Raw genomic sequence first — 24,342 nt, forward strand, 5'->3', positions numbered from 1 at the left:
AGGTCGAAGGCCACCACGTCGTGGTCGCGGCGCAGGAGCCTGACCCTCGTGCGGAGCTAGACCTCTTCTTCGCCCTCTTCCTCACGCTGCACGAACGTCTGCGCCATCTTCTCCTCTTCGCCTTCTTCGGCCTCGGGAGCTTCCTCCCGCTGAACGGCCGCCGAATCGTCCGAAGAAGAAGCGTGCCCACCGTCCTCGCACCGCTGGACCGCGGGCCCGGCCGGGGCGGGCGACGACATCAGCCGGTCCGCGTTCGCCACGGCTTCGCGCTCGAAGCGGTCCGAAGGATCCGACACCTTCACCCCGCCTCCGGCGTCCGTCCCGTCCACCGGCCCGCTCCGCTGCTGCACCACGTGCGTCAGCTCGTGCGCCAGCATGTGCTTGCCGGAATCCGAAGCCGGGTCGAACTTGTCCCGCTGGAAAACGATGTTGGACCCCACCGTGTACGCCTGCGCGTTCACCGACTTCGCCGAGTCGTGCGCCGCCGCGTCCGTGTGGACCCGGACGTCGCCGAAGTCGTGGCCGAAGCGGGTCTCCATGTCCGCGCGGGTCGCGGTGTCCAACGGCGAGCCGCCGCCGGAACCGACGACGTCGTGGACCGGCGAGCGCTCCTCCTCCACCAGCGAAGACGTCCCCGCGTTGCCCACCGCGCGCTGCAAGCCCAGCATGCCCGCCGGGCCCAGGACGTCGGTGCGGCCGGCCGCGGCCGCCCGGCCCAGGAGGTCGTGGTCGTCCCGCTCGATGCGGTCGCCTTTCGGCCGCAGGACCGGGTCGAGGTCGTTGTCGTGACTTTGCCCGCGCATGTCCGCTCCCTCCGCCGCCCGTAAAGCTTGCCCCGCCGCCGCGCCGCGCGCCAGACTGCGCCGCCCATCCGGAAGGGCAGCGAACCCTGCCCCTACGGGCAGCTCAGCCGTCCGTCACCATCGCCAGGTAGGGCCCGAACTCGCGGTCGAGGCAGAGCCGGCCCAGCTTGCGGTACTCCCGCGCCACCGCGCCGACCAGGTCGCTCATCGCCACCGGGCGGCCCGCCTCGGCGGCCAGGTACGCGCCGGTGACCGCGGCCGAGCGGATGTGCCCGCCCGCCAGTTCGAACGCTTCGGCGAGGAACCCCAGGTCCAGGTCCGTCCCGCGCGGCATCCGCACGCCCAGGCAGCGGTCCCACAGCCGGTGCCGGAGTTCGACGTCCGGCAGCGGGAAGTCGACGATGACGTCGAGCCGCCGGGTGAAGGCCTCGTCGAGGTTCGCCCGCAGGTTCGTGGCCAGCACCGCGATCCCGTCGAACGTCTCCATCCGCTGCAGCAGGTACGCGCTTTCGATGTTGGCGTACCGGTCGTGCGCGTCACGGACCTCGGACCGCTTGCCGAAGATCGCGTCCGCCTCGTCGAAGAGCAGGACGCCGTTGACCCCGGACGCCTCGGTGAAGATCCGCTCCAGGTTCTTCTCCGTCTCGCCGACGTACTTGTCGACCACGGTCGCCAGGTTCACGGTGTAGAGGTCCAGCCCGAGCGACGAGGCGATCACCTCGGCGGACATCGTCTTGCCGGTCCCCGAATCCCCCGCGAAGAGCCCGGTGACACCCCGGCCGCGGCCGCCGCCCGGGCGCATCCGCCAGTCGTCGAGCACCTGGTCGCGGTAGCGCGCCCGGGCCGCGAGTTCGTCCAGCAGGGACAGCACACCCGCCGACAGCACCAGGTCCGCCCAGCCGACGACCGGTTCGATCCGCCGCGCGAGCCGTTGCAGGCCGGCGGCGTTCTGGCTGCGCGCCCCCGCCCGGACGTGGGCCGTGCGGACCAGGCCGTCGTCGTCGGCGAGTGCGGTCACCGACGCGGCCTTCGCCGCGCGGGCGATCTGCCCGGGTCCCAAGACGAAGTGGGCGGTCGCCTCCCCGGGGTCGACGTCCGGGGCGAGCCGGCCGTCGAGGCGGCTGCGCCAGAGTTCCGCGCGGGCGGCGCCGGACAGCGGCATGGCGTCGAGCTGCAGCGGCGGCGTCGCGCTCCAGCGCGGGTCCCAGGCGCCGGTGCCGTGCGCCACCAGCGGGATCGCCGGGTGCGCCAGCTCCTCCAGCCGCGGGTCCTCGACCGGGCCCAGCACGATCCCGGCGCCGCGCAGCAGCGCCTCGCGCCGCAGCGACGCGGTGAGCTCGGCGTGGCCGGGTTCGGCCTGCCAGCGCGCCGCGTCCACCACCAGCGCCGGGTACCCGGCCGCGGCCAGCGCGCCGACGCCGAGCTCCTCGGCCCCGCCACCGGGCTGTTCCTTCAGATAGACGAGCCCGACCCGGCCGCGGATCGCGCGGGCGAGCCGCTCCCGGCCCGGCACCTCGACGAGCTCGGTGCCCAGGTGCGCGCAGCCGGCGAGCTCGGGCGCGAGCCGGTCGTCGCCGAGCAGGTGGTTGACCACCCGGTCGGGAACCCGCAGCGTGCGCGAGAGGAACGGCCGTTCGTCTTCGCCCACGGTGAGCAGGCCGCAGGTGACCAGCGGGGAGTCGGCGTCGAGCCGCGCACGGCCGGCGGCCGACGCCTCGGGGAGGCCGCACAGCCGCAGCGCCAGCCCGGCGCTGGCGCGGCGGCGGGTCACGTCGTCGTTGAGGTAGCCGTAGAACTGTTCGAACCGGCTGTCCAGGTCGGGGGCCAGCGCGACCAGCAGTAGCTCGACGTCGACACCGGTGAGTCCCGCGCGTTCGGCGAGCGGGCGCAGCCTGCCGTCCGGGACGGAGTCGGTGAACGGCGTGAACGGCTCGCGGAGCCCTTCCAGCAGCGCGTCGATCGTCTCGTTGGACAGGTACAGGCCGCGGAAGGGGTCGTCGGGGTTCGGGTCGGCCGCGCGACGGCTGCCGACGGCGTCGCGGATGCGCTGTTCGAGCCGGGCCAGCCGCTCGAACAGGTACTCCAGGCTCACCGGGGCTTCCGGTGGGTGCGCGCCATCGCGACCCGGCGCTGCCCCTCGACCGCCCCGGTCGCGGACACGTGGTGCCCGAGGAGCTCGCCGTCGCCGGTGTCGAGCTTGAGGCCTTCCTTGGCGGGCGGCCCGGCCGGGTAGACGCGTCCACTGTGGATCGGCGCGGAGACGACGACGTCCAGCGACGGCTTGAGTTCGCCGCCCAGCGCGGTCCACACGTCGGCGAACGCGCGGTCCTCCGGTGGCGGCAGCGCGACGGTCATCGGCACCGGCAGTCCCATTTCGGCCAGCGAGCCGGTGAGCACCTCGGGCGGCACCGATTCGTGGCGCAGCAGGCCGAGCAACAGGTCCGACAGCACCCGGTGCTCGTCCTCCGGCCGCTGGGTCCAGGCGGTGACCAGGTAGGACAGCTTGACGTGCTTGGGCGGCAGGTGCCGCGCCGCGACCTCGCCGCGCTGGTCGTACTCGTTGAGCAGCCCGCGCGACCGGCGTCGCATGTCCTCGCGCACGTCGTAGAGGTAGATGTTCACCGTCGGAGCGTTCCGCCGCGCGGCCCAGTCCTTGGTGGGCGCGTCGAAGGCGACGTCGACCTCGCTGCCGCGCAGCGCCTCGTCCTTCACCAGCCGGCGCAGCGCCTCGTCGACCTCGTGGATCACCGGCGGACCTCCTCGCACTGGCGGTGCCTCCACGATGATCGCGACCGGGCGCCCCGGCCAGCCGCACAGCGGCAAACCTTCGGGTACACCGGGCTGCCCGTACGGGCAGCGGGCCCGCCGGGACGCGGGCAGACCGGACGGCCTGCCCGCATCCGCTGCGCGGTGTCTCAGCGGAACCGGGCGACGAGCGGTTCCGGCTGGCCGGACCCGGCGCCGGTCATCGCGCCGGACGTCCACAGCGTTCCGCTTCCCCGTTCCGTCGTGACGCCGAACAGCGCGGCCCCCTCGCGGGCCGGGACCGGGGCCCGCCGCCACGTGCCGTCGGGGCCGCGGCGCAGGGCATACGCCTGGTCGTTGCGCGCCTCGTCGTAGTGGTAGCCCACGGCCCACACCTCGCGGCCCACCGTCGTCACCCCGTTCAGCTGTCCCTGCTCATCCGGCGTCGGCTCGAGGACCGGGCCACGGCCGTCGATGCGGAAGACCAAGGGCTTGCGGTCGGTGGTGCCGCCGGTCGTCGACTGGCCCACCGCCCAGACCTGCCCGCGGGACACCGTCACGGCGTCGAGCAGCGCCGTTCCCCGGTCGGCCGTGTCCGGCAGGGCGATCCGGCACCACGCGAGGCCGTTCCAGTGCAGCAGCAGCGGCTCGGTCCGTCCCGATTCCCGGTCGGCGACGGCCAGCCCGGCGGCCCACACGTCGGCCGGACCGGCCGCCGCCACCGCCTGCAGCGCAGCGCCGTCCAGACCGGGCGGCAACGGCACCCTGGTCCACCGGACGCCGTCCCAGTGCTGCGCGACCGGCCCGCTGCTCTCGGCCTTCACGAAGGTGCCGACCGCCCACACGTCGGTGGCGCTGACGGCCGCCACGTCCGAAAGGTCGTGGCCGGCGTCGGGCAGGTCGTCGGCGGGCACGCGGGTCCAGGTCACGCCGTTCCAGTGCTCGATGAGCGACCGGACCTGGACGCGCGGCTCCCACACGTGGCCCACCGCCCAGATCCGGCCGGGCGAGGCGGCGGCGATCGCGGTGAACTGGGCGTTGACGTCCTTGCCCAGCGGCGCGGTCGGGACCGCCGACCACGTCACGCCGTCGCCGTGCTGCACCTGCGGTTCGAACCTGGCGAACGGCCTGCCGTCGATGATCTCGTGGTGGACGGCGAAGCCCGCGGCCCACACGTCGTGGGCCGAGAGCGCCGTCACGTCCACGAGGTTCGCCGAGCCGGGCTGGAGCGGCACGACGTCCCAGCCCGGGCTCGCGGCGGCCGGGCTCGCCGACACCAGCACCGCGGCCAGCGCCACGGCCACGCCGCGGTTCACGACTCCGCGATGCCCGAGTGCACGGAGGATCACTGCTTCTCCCCCGGTTCGCGGACGATCTTCTGACCGGCGGCGGCCGCGCACCGGACGGCGGCGCGGCGCCGAGCTGCGGGCCGGCACCTGCTGCCGGATCCCCGGCCAGTCGGCCCCGCCGCGCGCGGGTCCGGCGGGGTGGAAGCGCCGCGGTGCGGCGTCGGTCGGCGGTTCCGGGGTGTCCGGGCGGGCTGTCGGAGTGGTTTGCACACCTCTTGTTGTCGTGGTGCCCGGATTCGGTTCCCGGTCCGATCTCGTAACCGGGCCCGGTGCCGGGACGACTACCGCTTCAGGAGAACGAGGGGGCGCCCATGCGACGGATTTCTGGCCCACCCGAACCCACCGGATGGCGGCGGCGATGGCGAACCGGCTCCGGTCTCTGCGGCTCGCGCGCCCTCCGGCGGAGGCGAAGCCCGAAAGCCTGTCGAGGGCGATGCGCGTTCACGCTGGTCAACCTGGGTCTCTTCGGGGCCGTGGCCGACTGTTCGCCTCGGTCGGCGTCGGCCGGGCCATCCAGATCGAGGCCACGCCGGCCGGGCCATTACCGCTGCACCGGGCTGAAGCTGATTCTGCAGTCCGGCGGCCACCTCTTCCCGCTGCCCGTGCAGTGGCGCACGGCCGACGGGACCGCACTGGTGCTGCCGCGCACCGACGCCCTGCGGCCGGCGTTCACCCCGGCCGCGGACCCCGGACGCACCCAGCTGAGCGAGCCGGGTCCGCGCGCTGCGGACCCGGCTCGCTCAGCCTCGGCTTCGATCGGGAGCGTCAGCCCCGGTCGTAGTCGAAGTCGCTGTCCGCGTCGTGGTCGGCCCAGACGTCGTCGTCGTCCGTGGCGTCGGCCACCGCCGTGACCGAGTGCGCCGCGGCACCGCCCACACCCGCCGCGGTGTACCAGGCGTGGTAACCCGCGTAGTCCGGCACGGCCACCGCGTGCGCACCCTCCGACGATGCGCCGTACGGGCCGGCCGTCAGCTTCTCCGCGTCGTACGTGGCGTGGTGCTCGCCCGCGTGGCTCACGACGTGCGCCGAGGTGGCGCCGTCCGCCCCGGCCGAGTGCTGCTCGGCGTAGTAGCCGACGTCGTCGGCGTCGTCGTCATCGGCCTCGTAGACCGGGTGGACGACGTAGCCGGCCGGCTCCTGGTTCACCGGGTCGGGGTGGCTCACGGCGTGGTGGTGCTCGATCACGTCGGGGGCGTCGTCGTAGTCGCCGGTGACGTAGTGGTGGTGATCGTCGCCGTCGTAGTCGCAGTCGTCGTCGTCCCCGTCGTGCCAGCCGTTGTGCGCCGGGTGGTGCCAGGCGTGGTTCCAGCCGTCGTCGCCGGACTCGCCGCTGTGCGTCACGGCGGCGCCGCCGATGCCGGCCACGGCCGAGTCCGAGTCCGACCAGTGGTGTCCCCACCAGGTCGAGCCTTCGTCGGTGTCGGTCGTGCCCGCGCCGCCGATGCCGGCCCAGCTGCTGGAGCTTTCGGCGCTCCAGGAGTCGTGCGGCCAGCCGAGCGGGTGCGCCGTCGCCGGCCCGGCGATGACGAGGGAAAGCGGCAGCGCGAAAGCACCGGCGACAGCCAGTCGTCGCAATGTGGACATGATTTCTCGGGGTTCCTTCCTGAGTGCGGCAACCGGGTTTCATTCGGGGCCCGGAGGCCGGGGCAGAAGTTCTGTCCGGTCGGTCACGTTACCGTCACCTTGGGGTCACGATGGGGCGTTGACCTGCGCAAATACCCGATCGGTGCGCGGGAACCGCCAAGTGGAGGACAGTCGCGGAATGGAGTCGGACCAGCCTAGTTCGCCGTCGCGGTAGTGGCCGGAATGAATGGCGGTAAATCACTCGCTCAGGTAGTCCTCCGTTTAGCGGAAAGAACCGTGGTACGGAGCGGGGGGCGGCTCGGCGGGACGACGCGGCCGCCGTCGGCCGGTCGACCGCGGCCACGTTCGGCCGGCCGGCTGCCCGGAACGCGGCAGGTGGCCCAGCCGCGGGCACCCCGGACAGGCGTCCCGAGCGCCGGCCCGGCGGGGAATTCCGGCCACGAGCCGCCGCCGGACCACGATAACAGAACCGTCCACCGATTGTTCCCACGGTATTCACAGTCGTGGAGTAATCACTGCTTTTATCGTTACCTGGTACACCCGAAAAGCGCGGTAATGGACTCGTTCGGACCACGCCGTTGCGCGGTCAATTGCGTAGGTTCACGGCATGTCGCCGATCAGATCCGTTCTGGCTGTCGTTCTGCTTGCCGCGTTCCTCGTGCCACCCGGACCGGCGGTGGCCGCCGACGCGGTGACGCCCGGACCGGTGTGCGATCACCAGCCACTGGCGGACACGACGGCCCCCGCGGGTGCGGTCGCCATCGACGCCGCGGTGCCCGGCGACCTCTACCACAAGTCGCAGGAGTCGCCGCCCGGTACGACGTTCTGGCTGCCCGCGGGCACGCACCTGCTGGCGGCGGACCCGTTCGGGCAGGTCATCCCCAAGGACGGCGACGTCTACCTCGGCGCCCCCGGCGCGGTGCTCGACGGGCAGGGCATCAACCGCGCGGCCTTCACCCAGCAGGCGAAGGACGTGGTCATCCGCGGGCTCACCATCCAGAACTTCGTCGCCCCGCAGGACCAGGGCGTGGTGAACCACGATTCCGGCGAGCATTGGATCATCGAAAACACCACCGTGCAGAACAACAAAGGCGCGGGAATCATGGCCGGTGCCCGCCAGGAGGTACGGCACAGCTGCCTGCGCAACAACGGGCAGTACGGCATGAACGCCTACCGGTCGGACAGCACGATCACCGCATTGATCATCGAGGGCAACGAAATTTCGGGCAACAACACCGATGATTGGGAAACGCGCAACCCCGGCTGCGGGTGCAGCGGCGGGATCAAGTTCTGGGTGGTCGACAAGGCCGACGTCCGCGGCAACTGGATCCACCACAACCACGGCGCCGGGCTCTGGGCCGACACCGACAACAACGACTTCCTGATCGAGAACAACCTCATCGAGGACAACGACGCCGAGGCGCTGTTCTACGAGATCAGCTACAACCTCGTGTTCCGCGACAACGTCCTGCGCCGCAACAGCCTGGTGGCGGGCAAGCGCCGCGGCGACCGCGGCGACAACTTCCCGGTGGCGAGCGTCTACCTGTCCGAGTCGGGCGGCGAGCCGCGGGTGCCGGCCCGGACCCACCTCATCGACATCTACGACAACACCTTCGAGGACAACTGGTCCGGCGTCACCGCGTGGGAGAACGCCGACCGGTTCTGCAACAGCCCGGCGAACACCTCGATCAACACCTGCACCAAGCTCGTCGCCGACCGGACGCAGTGCTCGGCGCCGGGCATCGAGTCCCCGCCGCTGTACGACGACTGCCGCTGGAAGACCCAGCTGGTCGAGGTGCACGACAACACGTTCCGCTTCGATCCGGCCCGCGTCGGCTGCGCGAACGGGAACTGCGGCAAGATGGCGCTGCTGTCCAACTACGGGACCTACCCCTCTTGGTCGCCGTACAAGGGCACGCTGGTCCAGGACGCCATCACCCGCGACCAGGGCAACTACTGGTTCAGCAACTCCTACTACGGGCCCTGGCAGTTCGTCGCGGGCGACACGTCCCGGATCCTGACGGCCGACCAGTGGCAGTCGACGCCCTGGTACCAGGACAACTGCGCGTCCTTCGACGACGTGATGCCGCGCTGTTGAGTGGTGCCGCGCGGCTCAGTGCGCGGAGAGCAGCCCCAGCACCGCGGCGGACTTCGCTTCGTCCAGGAACCGCAGGCCCATGAAGTTGTCGCCGGGGGTGAACCCGGGCAGCGCCCAGATGGCCTCGTAGGGCAGCTCGACGCGCCGGTAGCGGCGCAGGCTGTAGACGTTGCTGAACACGCACTTGCCCGGGTCCGGACGCCAGAGGCGGCGCGCGAACGCGGGGTTGCGGAACCCGTGGCCCACCTCGGCCGTGGCCTGGACGTGCTTGCGGCCGGTGAAGAGCACGACGTCACCGGTGGTCACGGTGTCCATCCGGCGGTCGTACTTGTCCTTGGCGCCCCAGAACCGGGCCCGGCCGCCCGGGTGCAGGGCGTCGAGGCGGGCGAGGTCCGCGGGCTCGAGCAGGTCGGCGAGCTCGCGGAAGGCCACGGTCCGGTCGAGGGACTCCGCGCCGTAGCGGCGGGCGTCCGCGGTGCCGTAGGCGGGCTGGACGAAGACCTGGACCACGGTGGAGAACGGTAGCTCAGCCGCCGTGGGTGGTGTCGCTCTGGTAGTCGGTGTAGGTGTACGGGTTGTCGAGGATCTTCGCCTCGGGGACGTCCGGGTTCATCCCCTGCCGCCACGCGTCCTCCCCCAGCTGCGTGCGCAGGTGCGCCACCGTCTCCTCGATGCGCCGCCGGAGCGCGGGCAGGTCGACGCCGGCGAGCTTGCCGTCGCGCTTGACGACCCGGCCGCCGACCAGCACGGTGTGGACGTCGGCGCGCTGGGCCTGGAACGCCACGTGACCGTAGGGGTTCAGCAGCGGGAACGACACCGGGGAATCGTCGTTCTTCAGCAGCACGACGTCGGCTTTCTTGCCGACCTCGAGACTGCCCAGGTCCGAGCGGCCCAGTGCCGCGGCGCCGCCGCGGGTGGCCCACTCCACCACCTGTTCCGCGCGCAGTGCCGCGTGCGTCACCGTTTCGCCCTTGGCGTGGGCCTCCAGGTGCTCCCGGGACCGGTCGGCGCCCAGGGTGGCGCGCATGGCCGAGAAGAGGTCGCCGCTCCACCACACCGAGGTGTCCATCGACAGCGACACCGGGATGCCGTACTTGCGCAGCGCCCAGGTGGGCGGGTAGCCCTGGCCGGCGCTCTGCTCGCTTTCGGTCGAGACCGACACCGAACCGCCGGTGGCGGCGATGCGGTGGTAGGAGTCCGCCGACAGCGAGGCGCCGTGGACGTAGATCGTCTCGGGGGTCATGAACCCGTGGTCGTACATCAGCCGGATGCCGTCGTCGCCGGTCGCGCCCCACACGCCGGCGTGCGTGGTCACCGGCACGCCGAGGTCGCGGGCCACTTCGAAGGCCGGCTTTTCGGGGAACGCCGGGTCGCCGGTGACGTCGAAGGCGAGCTGGAAGCCGAGGTCACCGCCCGTGCGCCGCGAGACGAAGTCGCGGAACTCCCCCGTGGCCGTCCAGTTCGCCGGGGCGTCCTGGATGTTGCCGTAGGCCAGGACGAACCGGCCGGGGACGGCTTCGAGCGCGTCGGCCGCCGCGTCGGCGTGCCGGGTGGTCTGCAGGCCGTGGGACCAGTCGACAGTGGTCGTGACGCCGGCTTCCAGGGCCTCCCACGCGCCGAGCAGATTGCCCGCGTAGATGTCCTCGGGGCGGAACACCTTGCCCCATTCGAGGTAGTACCAGACGAAGTACTGGGTCAGCGTCCAGTCGGCGCCGTAGCCGCGCATGGCCGTCTGCCACAGGTGGCGGTGGGTGTCGATCATCCCCGGCATGACGATGCCGCCGGAGGCATCGATCTCGGTCGTGCCCGCCGGGACCTCCAGGGCGGGCCCGATCGCGGTGATCCGGTCGCCTTCGACGAGGACGTCTTCGCCGGTGAGGACGCGGCGGGCGTCGTCGAGGGTCAGCACGGTGCCACCCCGCAGGACGATCGATCCGGACATGACTGCCTCCTTGACGAACACTGCGTACACTTGTCCGCTGTACGGACGCTCGGCGGGTGCCGCCACTTTCGTCCAGCGCCGCGCCGGTGTCAATCCCCACGGCTACGCTGCGGGCAGGACGGCAGAGGGAGGTGGCGCCATGCCACGCGAGGGAACCGGTCCCGACTTCATCGAAGCGCTGGCGCGCGGGCTCGAGGTGATCACGGCGTTCGGGCCGCACCGGCCGGAGATGACGCTCGCCGAAGTGGCCACCGCCACCGGCCTGGCCCGCCCGACCGCCCGCCGGATCCTGCTCACCCTCGAAGAACTCGGCTACGTCCGCACCGACGGGCGCGGCTACGCCCTGACGCCGCGCGTGCTCGACCTCGGCGTCGCCTACGTGCGCTCGATGGGCCTGTGGGACGTGGCCCGCCCACACCTGGAACGGCTGGTCGCCCGCACGAACGAGTCGTGTTCGATCGCCCAGCTCGACGGCTCGGACATCGTGTACGTCGCCCGGGTCGCGGTGCCGAAGATCGTCGGCCTCAGCGTGCAGATCGGCACCCGGTTCCCCGCGTTGCCGACGTCGCTCGGCAAGGTCCAGCTCGCGGCGCTGCCGCCGGACGAGCTGGAGGCGGTGCTGGCGGAACCGACCCGGTCCGGGCTGGTGCCGCGCTGGCAGCCGGACCGCGCCGAGCGTGACGCCGAGCTGCGCGAGGTCCGCGCCCGCGGCTGGGCGCTCACCGACGAGCAGCTCGCGCTGGGCATCCGGTCGGTGGCGGCGCCGCTGCGCGACGGGTCCGGGCGGGTGATCGCCGGCGTCAACGTCAACTGCCACGCGGCCGAGACCCCGGTCGAAAAGCTGCTCGAGCACCACTTGCCGCTGCTGCTGCAGACCGCCGGGGAGATCAGCGCGGACTTCGCGCGGCTGGACAGCGTCCCGCACGTCACCGTTCCCGCGGCACCTTGACCGCGGCGGCACTCGGGAGCAAACTGCGGACATTAGTCCGACAGGCGGACATGAGTGGAGGCGTCGCGTGGAACCACCCTCCGGCCCGCTGTCCGGGCTGCTGGTCGCGGACTTCTCCCGGGTGCTGGCCGGCCCGTACGCCACGATGCTGCTCGCGGACCTGGGCGCGGACGTCGTCAAGGTCGAAGGCCCGCAGGGCGACGAGACGCGCACGTGGATGCCGCCGGTGCGCGGGGACGTCTCGACCTACTACCTCGGCGTCAACCGCGGCAAGCGGTCCATCGCGCTCGACCTGCGCGACGAGGCCGACGCCGTCGTCGCCCGCGAGCTGGCGGCCCGCGCGGACGTCCTGATCGAGAACTTCAAGCCCGGCGGGCTGGCCAAGTACGGCCTGGACTACGAGACGGTCCGACGGGCCAACCCCGGCAGCGTCTACGCCTCGATCAGCGGGTTCGGGGCCGGCGAAGGCGCGCACGTGCCCGGCTACGACCTGATGGTGCAGGCGATCTCGGGCCTGATGAGCCTGACCGGCGATCCGGACGGCCCGCCGTACCGGGCCGGGATCTCGGTGTTCGACGTCATGGCGGGCAACCACGCGGTGATCGGCATCCTGGCCGCGCTGCGCCACCGCGACGCGACCGGCGCCGGCCAGCACGTCGAGGTCAACCTGCTGTCCTCGGCGCTGACCGGGCTGGTCAACCACAGCTCGGCCTACGCCGCCGGTGGCGTGGTGCCCTACCGGATGGGCAACGCCCACCCCAGCGTGTTCCCCTACGAGCCGCTGCCGACCGCCGATGCCGACCTCATCGTCGCCGCGGCCAACGACGGGCAGTTCCGCCGGCTGTGCGAGGTCCTCGACCTGCCCGGCGTTGCGGACGACCCGCGGTTCGCCCGCAACGCCGATCGCACGAAGAACCGTGCGGAGCTCCGGCCGATCCTGGTCGAGCGGCTGGCGCAACGCGGTGCGGTGGACTGGTTCGACGCGCTGACGAAGGTCGGTGTCCCCTGTGGACCGATCAACACCATCGACGGCGGGTTCACGATGGCCGAGCGCTTCGGGCTGGACCCGATCGTCGAGGTCGGCGACGGCGACCGCGCGGTCCCGACGACCCGCCACCCCATCCGGTTCTCCGCGACCCCGGCCGGCTACCGGCTGCCGCCGCCGGAGCTCGACGAACACGGCGCCGAACTGCGGGCGTGGCTGACGGAGGCCGCCGATGGCTGACCCGGTCTACGAAACCGCCCTCGGGGCGTCCACGAAGGACAAGATCACCCTGCTCGGGCACGACCTGGCCGAAGACGTCATGGGCACGGTCGGGTTCGGCGAGCTCGCCTTCTGGCTGGCGACCCAGCGACGTCCGTCCAAAGGGGAAACCAGGGTCTTCGAGGCGGTGCTGGCCGCGCTGGCCGACCACGGTTTCACCCCGACCGCGATCGTCACGCGGCTGACGTACCTGTCCGCGCCGGACTCGGTCCAGGGTGCCCTGGCGGCCGGCCTGCTGGGCGGCGGGTCGCGGTTCCTCGGCGTCACCGAGGACTGCGGCCGGTTCCTGCACGACGTCCTCACCGGCGTCGAACAGCCCACCGACGAAGCGGGCTGGGACGCGCTCGCGCTCGAAACCGTCGAAAAGTGCCGCGCGGAGCGGAAGTTCGTCCCCGGCCTCGGGCACCACGTGCACAAGGACGGCGACCCGCGCACCCCGCGGCTGTTCACCATCGCCGACGCCGAAGGCCTGCGCGGCCCGCACCTGGAGCTGTTCGCCGCGATCGGCCGGGTGCACCCGCGGGTGCTGGGCAAGACGCTGCCGCTCAACGGGGCCGGGGTCTGCGGCGCCGCGCTCGCCGACCTCGGGCTGCCGTTGGAGCTGCTGCGCGGGTTCGCGTTGCTGGCCAGGACCGCGGGGCTGATCGGCCAGCTCGCCGAGGAGCTGCGCCACCCCGTCGCCAACGACATCTTCCTGTCCGTCGACCTGAACAACCGGTCGGTCCCGCCGGATCCGCACGCGTGAGAGGAACGCCGATGCAGCTGGTCACCGAGGACAACATCACCGAGCTCGCCGCGCAGCGCTGGGCGAGCGCGCACGACCCGCGGACGGCCGAGGTGATGGCCGCGCTCGTGCGCCACCTGCACGCCTTCGCCCGCGAAGTGCGGCTGAGCGAGCCCGAGTGGATGGCCGCGATGCGGTGGCTGACCGAGACCGGGCAGATCAGCAACGACAAGCGGGAGGAGTTCATCCTCGCCTCCGACGTGCTCGGCCTGAGCATGCTGGTGGTGCAGATGAACCACGCCTTCGACGCGAAGGCGACCCCGGCCACCGTGCTCGGCCCCTTCCACATCGACGGCTCGCCGGAGAAGGGGTTCGGCGGCGACATGTCCGACGGCCTGCCCGGCACGCCGCTCTACATCACCGGCACGGTCCGCGGCCTGGACGGCTTCCCCGTCGTCGGCGCGGTCCTCGACGTCTGGCAGGCCGACGAGGAAGGCGCGTACGAGTCGCAGATCCCGGACGTCGACGAGGCCCGGCTGCGCGCGAAGTACACCAGCCGCGCCGACGGGACCTACTGCGTGCGGACCATCGCGCCGAAGGGGTATTCGATCCCGATGGACGGCCCGGTCGGCGAGCTGATCCGGGGCACCGACATCAGCCACTACCGGCCCGCCCACGTGCACTTCCTCGTCAACGCCGCCGGGTTCGAGCCGCTGATCACGCACCTGTTCCAGGAAGGCGCGCAGTACCTGGACAGCGACGTCGTGTTCGGCACGAAGCAAGAGCTGGTGGTCGCGTTCGAGCCGCGCGATCCCGGGCCGACGCCGGACGGCGGCGAATCGGCCCGGCCGTGGCTCGAAGCGCGCTACGACTTCGTCCTGCAGCCGGTGTGACCGCCGGTGCGCGCGGCTGAGCTCCGGACGGCCGGGCAGCCCCCGGTGGTGGCCGAGCGAGCGGAGCCGTCACCCGGGCCCGGCGAGGTGGCCGTGCGCGTGACGGCGGCCCCGATCACCCCGCTCGACCTGCTCTGCGCGTCCGGCACGTCCTACTTCGGCGTGCCCGCCACGCCCTACGTGCCGGGCGTCCAGGGGGTGGGAGAGCTGGCGGGGGCACCGGTCTGGTTCGCCACGGCGGCGGGCATGCAACCGGGTGACGGCAGCATGGCCGAGTGGGCCGTGGCCGCGGCCGCCGACGTGGTCGCCCTGCCGGAGGGAGCCGATCACGCCCTGGTCGCGGCGCTCGGGCTGTCGGCCGTCGCGGCGTGGATGTGCTTGACGGGCAAGGGAGAACTCGCCACCGGTGAGACCGTGCTGGTGCTCGGCGCGGGCGGGGTGGTCGGGCAGTCGGCCGTCCAGCTGGCCCGGGTGGCCGGCGCCGGGCGGGTGGTGGCGTGCGCGCGGTCGGACGCGGCACTGGAGCGGGCCCGCCGGCTCGGCGCGGACGGCACGATCCGGCTCGAGGACGGCGAAGACACCGAGGCGCTGGCGCGGCGGCTCGGCGCGGCGGCCGGGCCGGTCGACCTGGTGGTCGACCCGGTGTGCGGGCTCCCGGCCGCGGCGGCGCTGCGCACCCTGCGCCCGGGCGGCCGGCTGGTCAACCTCGGCAGCGCGGCCGGCGAGGTGTGCCCGGTCCCCTCGGCCGTCCTGCGCAGCCGGTCGCTGCGCATCCTCGGCTACACGAACAACGAACTCACCGCGGGCGAGCGCCGCGAAGCACTCCTGACGGTGGTGGCGCAGACGATGACCGGCGCGCTGACGGTCGGCTACGAGCGCGTCCCGCTGCAGGACGCGGCCCGGGCGTGGAGCAGCCCGGGCCGCGTCGTGCTGGTGCCCCTAGGACACCCGGGGCGGGTGTCCGGCTGCACCGTGGTCCGTGACCACCTCGGTCACCGGCCCCCGGGGCCGGGCTTCGGCACATCGCCGATGTAGGGACCGCTTCCCACCCCGCCGACGGGTGACGGGTCGCTCGGGGGTCCGCTCGTCGCGGACGCCGCGGGGGCGAGCACGGCGAGCGCGGCCGCGGTGAGCAAAGCGGCAGCTACAGCACGTTTCATCGATGGCTCCTTCGCGTTCCCCCGTATTGTGCGGGATCCGGCTTCCAAACCGCTTCCGCACCCGAATCAGGCGTGGCGGCCGGCTGGTCTTCCTGCCGATCCCGGTCCTCCGGCAACGTCACGACGGAGGCTTGAGGTCCTGGCAGAGCGCGGTGGGGAACTTCGGTTCGACGGCCAGGATTTCGCCGCAGCCGCCGCCCTTCGCCGAGGCGAGGTCGCCCCAGCCGGTGCCCGTCCAGCGGAACGCGACCCGGAGCGCGGGTTCGCCGCGGTGCCGCCGCAGGTCGTGGATCAGCCAGTTCTGGTCGCACGCCCGCGTGCTGCCGGGGTCCTCGGCCTCGGCGCTGAACTCCAGCTGCGCGACCCACACCCGGCTGCAGTGGTCGGCGGGTGGGAAGCAGCCGAGGATCTGGTCGCACCTCTTCCAGCCGCCGGCCACCAGTCCCCAGCTGTCGCCGAGGTTGACGTACACCGGCCGCTGCCCGATCGGTGCGGCCGTCTTCACCGGGAAGTCGGCCGGGGCGTGCGGGCAGGTCGCACCGTCCGCCATCCGGAACAGGACGCCGGCTTCGATCCGGTTGTCGACCTCTTCGACCTGGGCCAGCGGCGCTTCGGCGCAGGTGGGCAGGTTGACGTGCAGCACCGCGGTGTGGTCGTCCGGGCCCGGCCGGACATCGGTGACATACGCGCTCATCGGCGCGGGTGCGGGTGCGGGTGTGGTCGCCGAGGTGGTGACCGGCGTGGTTTCGGGCGCGGCGGTGCTCTGGTACGGGATGTTCAGCGACAGCACCACGCCGAACGCGAGCAAGCCCAGTGCGAGCACCCCCGCCGTCCACAGCGCGGGCTTGACGAATCTCGACATCGAAGTCCCCCCTCAGCGTTGCCGGCGGGAGCCTATCCGACGTCGGAAACTCGTCTAGCGGTCGTAGCCCTCGGCGGCCAGCACCTTCCCGATCTGGTCGTAGACCGCCGGGTCGTCCGGGGCCACCGTGGCGAGGCCGTCGACGTAGCGGTTGAACATGCAGAACGCCGCCGCGATCAGGACCGTGTCGTGCAGCTCGACGTCGGTGACGCCTTCCGCGCGGGCCGCCGCGACGAGTTCGGGGGTGACGGCGCGGCCGGTCTCGCGCGTGGCGAGGGCGATCCGCAGCAGCGCCTTCACCTTCTCCCCCACCGGGGCGTCGTCGATCCCGACGCAGGCCGCGTCGACCACCGCGCGACCGCCGTCGAGGGTCTCGGCCGCGGCGGCGGCGTGGCTGCCGTGGCAGAAGCGGCACTCGTTGCCGTTCGACACCACCGCCGCGATCAGTTCACGCTCGCCGACGGTCAGGCTGCTCGGGCCGCGCAGCAGGGTCTGCGCCAGGTGGTTGAGCGGGACGGCGGTCTCGGGCCGGAAGGCCATCAGCGACCGGATGCCGGGCAGCTGCGGGTCGAGCGTGATGTGCGGCATCGGTTCCTCCTGCTGGGGGCGAAAGATCGTCCCCAGCAGTCTCGCGTCCCGCGGCGGCCCGGCCAACCTCCGTGTTGCCCAACCGGACCGCCGCCAAAAGCGTCAGCCAAGAACGAAATCATCCGCGTAGACGGCACTTTGGCCGTACCAGCCGTGGACGTACACCGTCACGGCACCGGACGCGCCGGTCGTGAACGGCACCGACAGCCGCGTCCAGCCGCTGCTCGAGGTCCACGCGCTCGCGGTGGCCCCGCCGCGGACGCCGACGTAGGCGTAGCTGCCCTGGACCCACGCCGTGAGCGTGTAGGAGTGGTTCGGGGCGAGCGTGACGTTCTGCGCCGCTTCGCCGGTGCCCGACGCCGAGGGCACCACCTGCAGCGCGTGCGTGCCCGCGTGGGCCGGCGAGGCGACGATCGCGTCGCCGGGGGCGGTCCACGGGCTCAGCGCGCCGGTTTCGAAGCCGCCGTTGACCACTCCGCCCGCGGGCGGGGTGCCCTTGACGGTGAGGGTGAACGTGGTGCTGTGCCGGCCGGAGGCGGCGGTGCCGGTCACGGTGAGCGGGTAAGTGCCGGGGACGGCGGCCGAGGTGGTGCCGACCGAGAGCGTCGCGCTGCCGCCCGCGGTCACCGAACCGGGGCTGACCGACGCGGTTACGCCGGCGGGCGCGCCGGTGACCGACAGCGTGACCTGCTGGGCGGAGCCGGACGTCACGGCGGTGGTCACCGTCGCCGACGCCGAGCCGCCGGGGTCCACCGCCGCCGAGGCGGGGGCAGCGGCGAGGGAGAAGTCGTTGCCGGGCACGGAGGTGCCGCCGGTGAAGGGCGCGAAGGCGTGACTGAAGAACCAGGTGTCCTGGGCGATGCCGGAGCAGTTGTCCGCCGCGGCGCCGCCGGGGCAGCCGCCGTTGTCGCGCTGCAGCGCCCAGAAGGAGAGGGTGTTGATGCCCTTGGCGACGGCCCAGTCGTAGACCGTGGCGGCGTCGGCGGCGGTGAAGGTCTCGGCCGGGCCGAAGTCGTCGACGCCGATCATCTCGGTGATCCCGACCATCGCCCACAGCTGCGCCTGCGTCTTGCCGGGGTAGAGCGTGCCCAGCTGCGAGACCAGGCCGTTCGCGGCGGTCTGGGTGTCGGTGGCCATCTCGTGGGCGGCGTTGTCGTAGTAGTCGAAGGTCATCATGTTGACGACGTCGACGCGGGTGCCGTTGGTGACGGCGTTGCGCAGCACGTTCAGGCCGCTGTCGGCGAGGCCGCGGGTGGTCGTGGGCAGGGTGTAGGAGATCTGCAGCGAGCGGCCGGAGGCCGCGGCCCAGTCCTGGACCTTCTTGAGGGCCTTGTTGCGGCGGTCGATCCCGGCGGAGTTGGTCAGCGAGTTGTCCTCGATGTCCATGTCCAGGCGGGGGACGTCGTAGGTGGTGATCACCGACTCGTAGGCGGCGGCGATCGAGTCGACTCCTGTGCAGCTGTCCGCGATTTCGGTGCCGGTGTTGTCGGCGGTGTAGCCGCCGAAGGACGGGATGACGTCGCCGCCGCGGGAGCGGATCGTGGCGATATCGGCGCCGAAGGTGCCGGTGGAGATCGGCATCCCGGTGTCGCCGTTCCAGTACACCGTGCAGGAGCCCTTGGTGGCGGCTTGGATGAACGCCATCGTGAGGTGCTTGGCGCCGGACTGCTGTGCCAGCGCGGCCGGGCTCTCGCCGGTCCAGGCCTCGAAGTAGGGCGCGAAGACGTGCGCGGGCAGCGGCGTGGCGGCGTGGGCGGTTCCGGCCGCGGCGACCAGCGAACCGGCCGAGAACGCCGCCAGGACCAGGGAAACGGACAATCGGGAGAAAGATCTGCGTCGACGCATCTGCGCTCCAGAGCCGGCGGGAGCCGTGCGGCGGCGGAGCACGGCGGGAACACCTTCAGGATTGGATCAGACCAATCGGCTCGTCAAGGTCTAGACCACTAAACCGGCCGGATGGCGGTAGTGATTGCTCGACGGCACAACCCGGCTCGAACACACGGGGTGAGCAACGATCGTGACAAAAACGTTCCAACTGCCGAGGGTGGCCGGTAGCGTCCTGGTCCATGCGGGTGACGTGGGGGAAGAATGGACGACGCACAGTGACCAAGCCGTGGCGGGCGGCCCCGAAGGCCGCCCTTTCCAGCCCGCTGACGCTGGTCGTGGCGGCCGTGACCTCGCTGCTGGCGTGTTTCCTCGGCACGGCCGCGGTGCTGCAGGCATCGGCGGCCGGGGGTGCCGCGGTCAAGTACCAGACGGGCATCACCTGCCCGGACAGCTACGGCCCGATGTTCGGCAAGGGCAACATGCCGGTCAAGGACATCCCGGCGGTGACCGGCGCGATCCAGCGGCACGCGGCCGCCCACGGGTTCGGCGCGCCCGTCGTCGGCCAGTTCACGAACGTGCTGAGGGGTACCGAGTTCAACGGCGACCCGCACTACAAGATCCGCCTCGGCTACCGCGACCAGGCCGGCCTGGACAACGTGACGCTGCAGCAGGGCACGCGCGCGCCGGGGCTGTGGCTGGGCAACGTGGTGGCCGACGCCGAGCACATCGGCGTCGGCACGAAGCCGAGCCTGCAGGGCGTGCCGCTGCCGCCGGTCACCGGGATCTACCGTGATCTGCTCGACCCGCCGCCGCGGTGGTGGTGCTCCCAGCAGTCCGGGGCCGTGATCGACCGGCTGGTCGACGACCCGATCGACTCCGTCGTCTTCGCCACCGACCGCAAGACCTTCGACGACACGATCAAGGCGATCGGCCTGCCGACGATGCAGTACTTCCACGTCTCCTTCTACGAACCGGCGCCGATGACGCTGAGCGCGGCGGAAGACCTGCTGCAGCGCTCGCAGGGCCTGGTCGCCGACGTCCGCGCCGACCTGACCGCGCAGGGACTCGGCTCGCTGATCGCCGCCGACGTCCCGACGTTCCAGCGTTCGGTGCAGATCTCCCGCCAGGCACGGGACAACGTGTTCGTCTCGATCCTGCCGCTGGCGCTGATCAGCGTCCTGGTCGGCTGCGCCGGCCTCGGCACCGTCGCCCTGCAGTGGTACCAGCGGCGGCACGCGCAGCTGCGGCTGCTCTCCGCGCGCGGCAGCGGCCCGGCGGCGCTCGGCGGGCTCGCCGTCGCCGAGCTCGGCCTGCCGATCCTGCTCGGCGGGGCGGCCGGCGCGGTCGCGGCGCGGCTGCTGCTCGGCGTGTACGGCCCGCCCGGCACCCCCGATCCGGCGGCCGAGCTGCGGGCCGCCGGGGTCGCGGCCGTGACGCTCGCGGTGTCGCTGGTGCTGCTGGCGCTGGTCGTCGCGGTGCGGGTGCACCGGGAGTTCGAGCTCGGCCGGATCCGCCGCGGCGGTGCCAAGCAGGTGCGGCTGCTGGCGTACTTCCCGTGGGAGCTGGCGACGGCGGGCATGGCGTGGCTGGGCTGGACCCGCCTGGCGCACTACGGCACGACGTCACGGCTGGGCAACCCGCTGCCGCAGGTGGACCCGCTGGCCCTGACCTACCCGGTGTTCGTGGTGCTGACGGTGGGCCTGCTGACCGCGCGGCTGGCGTGGCTGGCGCTGCACGCCTCGCACCGGGCCCGGTTCTGGTCGCACCCGGCGCTGCAGCTGGCGATCCGGCGGCTGGCCGGCGCCCGCGCCCCGGTGACCGGGGTGCTCGTCATCGGCACCCTCGCCATCGGGACGCTGGCCACCGGGATCGGCATCGCCGACGGCCAGGAGGAAGCCCTCGAAACCAAATCGGCGATCTTCGTCGGCAGCAACGCGCGGCTGGACACCGACAGCCCGATCGGCATGGGCGAGGTCCCGATGCCCGCTTCGCTGGCGGGGACCAGCACGGTGGTCGGCGAGCTGACCGGAACCGGCAGCGTGGTGCTGGTGGTCGACCCGGCGACGTTCACCCGCGGCGCCGCGGTGGACCGTGTTCCCGGCGACGACGTGGCCGGGCTGCTCGAAAAGATCTCGCGGCCGGACCCGCGCGGCACGCCGGTGATCCGGGTCGGGCACACGGCCAAGCAGGACGCCCGGATGCCCGACGACCTGCCCGACGCGGTCGTCGCCGGCGACCTGCCGGTGTTCCCGATGATCGGCACCTCCCCCGGTTACGTCGTCTCGCGCACGGTGCTCAGCCACGCGCAGCTGGACGGCATTCCGAAGTGGAGCGTGCTGACCAACGCGTCGATGGCGGAGGCGACCACCGCACTGCGCGCGGCGGGGGTGTTCATCCCGAACCGGATCAGCCGCGAGTCCGCTTTGGACGGTCTGCCGTTCTTCGTGGTGTCGTGGACGTTCTCCTTCGTGGCCCTGCTGGGCGCGGTGCTCGGGGTGGTGGCGATCCTGGCGCTGCTCGTGGCGGTCGAAGTCCGGCGGCGGCAGAACGCCCTGGCCGGGGCGCTGGTGCTGCGGATGGGCATGCGGCCGCGGACCCTGCTGGCCAGCCACCTGATGGAGCTGGGGGCGCTGAGCGGGCTGGCCATCGTCGTGGGCGTGGCGTGCGGGGTGTCGGTGGCGGGACTGTCGGTGCCGCGGTTCGACCCGGCGACCTTCCTCGCGCCGCGTTCGGAGCTGCCGGATCCGCTGCCGTTCGTGCTGACCGTCGTCGTGATCGGCGTGGCGGTGGTCGCGCTGGCCGGCTGGATCGCGGTGCGCTCGGTGCGCACCGCCCGGACCGCGGAGCTGATCCGTGCCTGAGAAACCGATCTTCTCCCTGCGCGGCGTCGGCGTCGACTACCCGACGCCCGCCGGGGTCGTCACCGGTGTCGACGACGTCAGCCTCGACGTGCCCGCGCGCGGGATGACCGTGCTCGCCGGCCCGTCGGGGTCGGGGAAGTCGACGCTGCTGCGGGTGCTGGGGCTGTTCGAGCAGCCCGCGCGCGGCACGCTGACGTTCCAGGGCGCCGACGTCCGCAAGCTCAAGCACCGCGAGCGGCGGGCGTTGCGGCGCCACCACCTGGGGCTGGTGTTCCAGAACCCGGCCGACAACCTGCTGGGCTACCTGACCGTGGCCGAGAACCTGCACGCCGCGGCCGAGGCCGCGGGGACCGAGTGCACGGCGGAGGACATCCTCGGGCAGCTGGGCCTGCACGGCACCGGCGGCTGGAAGATTTCGGCACTGTCGGGCGGGCAGCAGCAGCGGCTGGCGTTCGGGTGCGTGCTCGCGGCGCGCTCGACGGTGATCCTGGCCGACGAGCCGACGTCACAGCTCGACGAGGCGTCGGCCGACCTGGTGCTGGACACCCTGCAGTACCTGGTGGACCAGGATTTCGCGGTCCTGGTCGCCTCGCACGACGAACGCCTGATCGACCTCGGCGCGCGGGTGGCCCGGCTGCACAAGGGCGCGCTCGAAGGCATCGAAGAACGGGAGCTACCGGCATGACACTCGTGGAAGCGGTCGGGCTGCGCCGCAGTTTCAGCCACCCCAGCGGCGACATCGAGGTGCTGCGCGGGCTGGAACTGCGCGTCGGCGCGGGTGAGCTCGTGACGGTGTCGGGCCGGTCGGGGTCGGGCAAGAGCGCGCTGCTGGCGCTGCTGTGCGGGTTCGACTCCCCCGACTCCGGCTGCGTGCTGCTCGACGGCGTCCCGATCAACGGCGCGCCGCCGTGGCACACCTGCGCGGTGCTGCCGCAGGCGCTCGGGCTGGCCAACGAGCTGACGATCGCCGAGAACGTCGCCCTGCCGCTGCGGCTGCGCTCGGACGTCCCCCGCCCGGCGCCCTCGGCGATCGCCGAGCGGGTCACCGGCCTGCTGGACGAGCTGGGCATCGGCGAGCTCGGCGACCGCTACCCCCTGGAGGTGTCGTTCGGGCAGCAGCAGCGGGTGGCGCTGGCCCGCGCGGTCGCCGGCCGGCCGCGGGTCCTGCTCACCGACGAGCCGACCGCGCACCTGGACGCCGGCTCGACGCCCCGGGTGCTGCGGCTGCTGCGCCGGTGTGCCCACGAGGGCGCCGCCGTGATCGTCGCGACGCACGACGAAGAGGTCCACCGCATCGCCGACCGCCGCGTCCGCCTGCTCGACGGAGTGCTCACCGCCCTGCTGGACTGACCGGATTCGCGGAGTCCGGCACACCGGCGTAATCGGGCAGGTCGACGCCGTTGATCGCACGCTCGATCACCGGCGTGAGCGCCTCCATGTCGAGCTCGGCGTCCGGGCCGGCGTCGCGGCTCTGGACGTGCAGCCGGCCGATCTCCTGGTTGGCCTCGACGTAGGAGCGCATCCGCGTCTCGTAGCCGGCGAACCCGGCCTCGGGGTCCCACCCGGCGGCGGCCAGTTCGCCGGCCAGCAGGTAGGCGCCGACCAGCGCCAGCCCGGTGCCCCCGCCGGACATCGGCGACGAGCAGAAGGCCGCGTCGCCGATCAGCCCCACGCGGCCGTGCGACCAGCGGTCCATGACCACCTGGGCGACCTGGTCGAGGTAGAAGTCCGGGGTGTCGTCCAGGTGCGCGAGGATGCGCGGGGTCAGCCAGCCCAGGCCGGCCATCCGCTCGCGCAGCAGGTTCTTCTGGGCCTCGATGTCGCGGTGGTCGACTTCGAAGTCGGCGGAGGGGAAGGAGAGCATGGCCATCGCCCGGGTGTCGTCCTTGAGGGGCCGCAGGCCGGCGGACCGGCCCTGGTCCTGGTGGTCGAGCATCCAGCGGCCGATCCCGAACTCGTTGGGCACGCTGTAGAAGGCCAGCACCAGCCCGAGGTGGCGGACGAACCGCTCGCGCGGCCCGAAGACCATCGCGCGCAGCGCCGAGTGCAGCCCGTCGGCCCCGACCACGATGTCGAAGCGCCGCCGGTCGCCGCCCGCGAAGGTGACGTCGACCCCGTCCGCGTCCTGGGCCAGCTCGGCGATGCGGTCGCCGAAGAGGTATTCGACACCATCGTGGGTGTCGTCGTAGAGCACCTGGGACAGGTCTCCGCGCAGGATCTCGATGTCGGCGATGAACCCGTCGCCGCCGTCGTCCTCCGCGCTGAAGGTCTCCAGCACGTTCCCGTCGGCGTCCACGGTGTACGCCCCGGCCGTCTCGGTGCGGGCCGCGCGCACCGCGGCGTCCAGCCCCATCCGCTTGATGACTTCCTTGGCCACCCCGCGCGCATCCACCGCCTGGCCGCCGGGGCGCAGCCCGGGTGCCCGCTCGACCACGGTGACCTCGGCTCCCCGCCGGCGCAGCCAATGCGCCAGCGCGGGCCCCGCGACGCTCGCCCCGGCCACCAACACCCTGTTCCCGCTCATCGCGGTCCCCCCAAACGTCCGTTCCGCTGCCGGTCGGGAGTCTAGCGGCGGAGGCCGCGCCAACCGATCAGGAATCGAGAAGCGGTGGTCAGCGGGCCGGGCATAGCGTCAGTGATGTCCCGCAAGCGATGTCCGCAAGCGACATACCGCAGACCACGACTTCAGGAGC

The 24,342-nt window shown here is 72.6% G+C and carries 20 protein-coding genes; 9 read left to right on the forward strand and 11 right to left on the reverse strand.

Annotation, left to right across the window (positions count from 1 at the left end; all coding sequences use genetic code 11):
* Positions 1 to 56: 56 nt before the first annotated feature.
* The 5 genes from QRY02_RS14285 to QRY02_RS14305 all read right to left on the reverse strand — a co-directional run bounded on the left by QRY02_RS14285 (position 57) and on the right by QRY02_RS14305 (position 6,481).
* Positions 57 to 803, reverse strand: coding sequence for an eCIS core domain-containing protein (locus tag QRY02_RS14285; RefSeq protein WP_285992005.1), 747 nt, complete (start codon positions 801 to 803; stop codon positions 57 to 59).
* 103 nt (positions 804 to 906) lie between these two features.
* Positions 907 to 2,895: an ATP-binding protein gene (locus QRY02_RS14290; RefSeq protein ID WP_285992006.1), complete on the reverse strand. Its 1,989-nt coding sequence runs from the start codon at positions 2,893 to 2,895 to the stop codon at positions 907 to 909.
* Positions 2,892 to 3,551, reverse strand: coding sequence for a Pvc16 family protein (locus QRY02_RS14295; RefSeq protein WP_285992007.1), 660 nt, complete (start codon positions 3,549 to 3,551; stop codon positions 2,892 to 2,894). The genes QRY02_RS14290 and QRY02_RS14295 overlap by 4 nt, the downstream gene beginning before the upstream one ends.
* A 167-nt stretch (positions 3,552 to 3,718) precedes the next feature.
* Positions 3,719 to 4,897 carry a hypothetical protein gene (locus QRY02_RS14300; protein WP_285992008.1) on the reverse strand — a complete coding sequence of 393 codons (1,179 nt, stop codon included), beginning with the start codon at positions 4,895 to 4,897 and terminating at the stop codon, positions 3,719 to 3,721.
* Between the two features lie 765 nt (positions 4,898 to 5,662).
* The gene (locus QRY02_RS14305; RefSeq protein ID WP_285992009.1) at positions 5,663 to 6,481 is read right to left on the reverse strand and encodes a hypothetical protein; all 819 of its coding nucleotides are present in this window, start codon (positions 6,479 to 6,481) and stop codon (positions 5,663 to 5,665) included.
* Positions 6,482 to 7,088: 607 nt separating this feature from the next.
* Between QRY02_RS14305 and QRY02_RS14310 the strand changes: the two genes are divergently transcribed.
* The gene (locus QRY02_RS14310) at positions 7,089 to 8,579 is read left to right on the forward strand and encodes a right-handed parallel beta-helix repeat-containing protein (protein ID WP_285992010.1); all 1,491 of its coding nucleotides are present in this window, start codon (positions 7,089 to 7,091) and stop codon (positions 8,577 to 8,579) included.
* 15 nt (positions 8,580 to 8,594) lie between these two features.
* Here QRY02_RS14310 and QRY02_RS14315 read toward each other — a convergent pair whose 3' ends face one another.
* Positions 8,595 to 9,089: a hypothetical protein gene (locus QRY02_RS14315; RefSeq protein ID WP_285992011.1), complete on the reverse strand. Its 495-nt coding sequence runs from the start codon at positions 9,087 to 9,089 to the stop codon at positions 8,595 to 8,597.
* Between the two features lie 16 nt (positions 9,090 to 9,105).
* Entirely contained in the window at positions 9,106 to 10,521 is a 1,416-nt protein-coding gene (locus QRY02_RS14320; RefSeq protein ID WP_285992012.1) for an amidohydrolase family protein, read from the reverse strand.
* Between the two features lie 139 nt (positions 10,522 to 10,660).
* Between QRY02_RS14320 and QRY02_RS14325 the strand changes: the two genes are divergently transcribed.
* The 5 genes from QRY02_RS14325 (at position 10,661) to QRY02_RS14345 (ending at position 15,386) form a co-directional block, all read left to right on the forward strand.
* Positions 10,661 to 11,470, forward strand: coding sequence for an IclR family transcriptional regulator domain-containing protein (locus tag QRY02_RS14325; protein ID WP_285992013.1), 810 nt, complete (start codon positions 10,661 to 10,663; stop codon positions 11,468 to 11,470).
* A 67-nt stretch (positions 11,471 to 11,537) separates the two neighbouring features.
* Positions 11,538 to 12,695 carry a CaiB/BaiF CoA transferase family protein gene (locus QRY02_RS14330; RefSeq protein WP_285992014.1) on the forward strand — a complete coding sequence of 386 codons (1,158 nt, stop codon included), beginning with the start codon at positions 11,538 to 11,540 and terminating at the stop codon, positions 12,693 to 12,695.
* Positions 12,688 to 13,479: a citryl-CoA lyase gene (locus QRY02_RS14335; RefSeq protein ID WP_285992015.1), complete on the forward strand. Its 792-nt coding sequence runs from the start codon at positions 12,688 to 12,690 to the stop codon at positions 13,477 to 13,479. The genes QRY02_RS14330 and QRY02_RS14335 overlap by 8 nt, the downstream gene beginning before the upstream one ends.
* 11 nt (positions 13,480 to 13,490) lie before the next feature.
* Complete coding sequence (locus QRY02_RS14340; RefSeq protein ID WP_285992016.1) at positions 13,491 to 14,351, forward strand: dioxygenase family protein; 861 nt, start codon at positions 13,491 to 13,493, stop codon at positions 14,349 to 14,351.
* Between the two features lie 6 nt (positions 14,352 to 14,357).
* Complete coding sequence (locus QRY02_RS14345) at positions 14,358 to 15,386, forward strand: quinone oxidoreductase family protein (protein ID WP_285992017.1); 1,029 nt, start codon at positions 14,358 to 14,360, stop codon at positions 15,384 to 15,386.
* 243 nt (positions 15,387 to 15,629) lie between these two features.
* Here QRY02_RS14345 and QRY02_RS14350 read toward each other — a convergent pair whose 3' ends face one another.
* The 3 genes from QRY02_RS14350 to QRY02_RS14360 form a co-directional block, all read right to left on the reverse strand.
* A complete protein-coding gene (locus QRY02_RS14350; RefSeq protein WP_285992018.1) occupies positions 15,630 to 16,373 on the reverse strand; it encodes a hypothetical protein in 744 nt (247 codons plus the stop codon).
* A gap of 54 nt (positions 16,374 to 16,427) precedes the next feature.
* Positions 16,428 to 16,961, reverse strand: coding sequence for a carboxymuconolactone decarboxylase family protein (locus QRY02_RS14355; RefSeq protein WP_285992019.1), 534 nt, complete (start codon positions 16,959 to 16,961; stop codon positions 16,428 to 16,430).
* A 102-nt stretch (positions 16,962 to 17,063) separates the two neighbouring features.
* Positions 17,064 to 18,779: a glycosyl hydrolase family 18 protein gene (locus QRY02_RS14360; protein WP_285992020.1), complete on the reverse strand. Its 1,716-nt coding sequence runs from the start codon at positions 18,777 to 18,779 to the stop codon at positions 17,064 to 17,066.
* 284 nt (positions 18,780 to 19,063) lie between these two features.
* Between QRY02_RS14360 and QRY02_RS14365 the strand changes: the two genes are divergently transcribed.
* The 3 genes from QRY02_RS14365 to QRY02_RS14375 are packed head-to-tail and all read left to right on the forward strand — an operon-like array spanning position 19,064 to position 22,999.
* Complete coding sequence (locus tag QRY02_RS14365; RefSeq protein WP_285992021.1) at positions 19,064 to 21,649, forward strand: FtsX-like permease family protein; 2,586 nt, start codon at positions 19,064 to 19,066, stop codon at positions 21,647 to 21,649.
* On the forward strand, positions 21,642 to 22,334 hold the full coding sequence (locus QRY02_RS14370) for an ABC transporter ATP-binding protein (protein WP_285992022.1): 693 nt from the start codon (positions 21,642 to 21,644) through the stop codon (positions 22,332 to 22,334). The genes QRY02_RS14365 and QRY02_RS14370 overlap by 8 nt, the downstream gene beginning before the upstream one ends.
* A complete protein-coding gene (locus tag QRY02_RS14375; protein ID WP_285992023.1) occupies positions 22,331 to 22,999 on the forward strand; it encodes an ABC transporter ATP-binding protein in 669 nt (222 codons plus the stop codon). The genes QRY02_RS14370 and QRY02_RS14375 overlap by 4 nt, the downstream gene beginning before the upstream one ends.
* Here the strand turns inward: QRY02_RS14375 and QRY02_RS14380 are convergent.
* The gene (locus QRY02_RS14380; RefSeq protein ID WP_285992024.1) at positions 22,980 to 24,173 is read right to left on the reverse strand and encodes an FAD-dependent monooxygenase; all 1,194 of its coding nucleotides are present in this window, start codon (positions 24,171 to 24,173) and stop codon (positions 22,980 to 22,982) included. The two genes, QRY02_RS14375 and QRY02_RS14380, sit on opposite strands and share 20 nt — an antisense overlap.
* Positions 24,174 to 24,342: the final 169 nt, after the last annotated feature.

The sequence above is a fragment of the Amycolatopsis sp. DG1A-15b genome (assembly GCF_030285645.1).
Lineage (GTDB): Bacteria > Actinomycetota > Actinomycetes > Mycobacteriales > Pseudonocardiaceae > Amycolatopsis.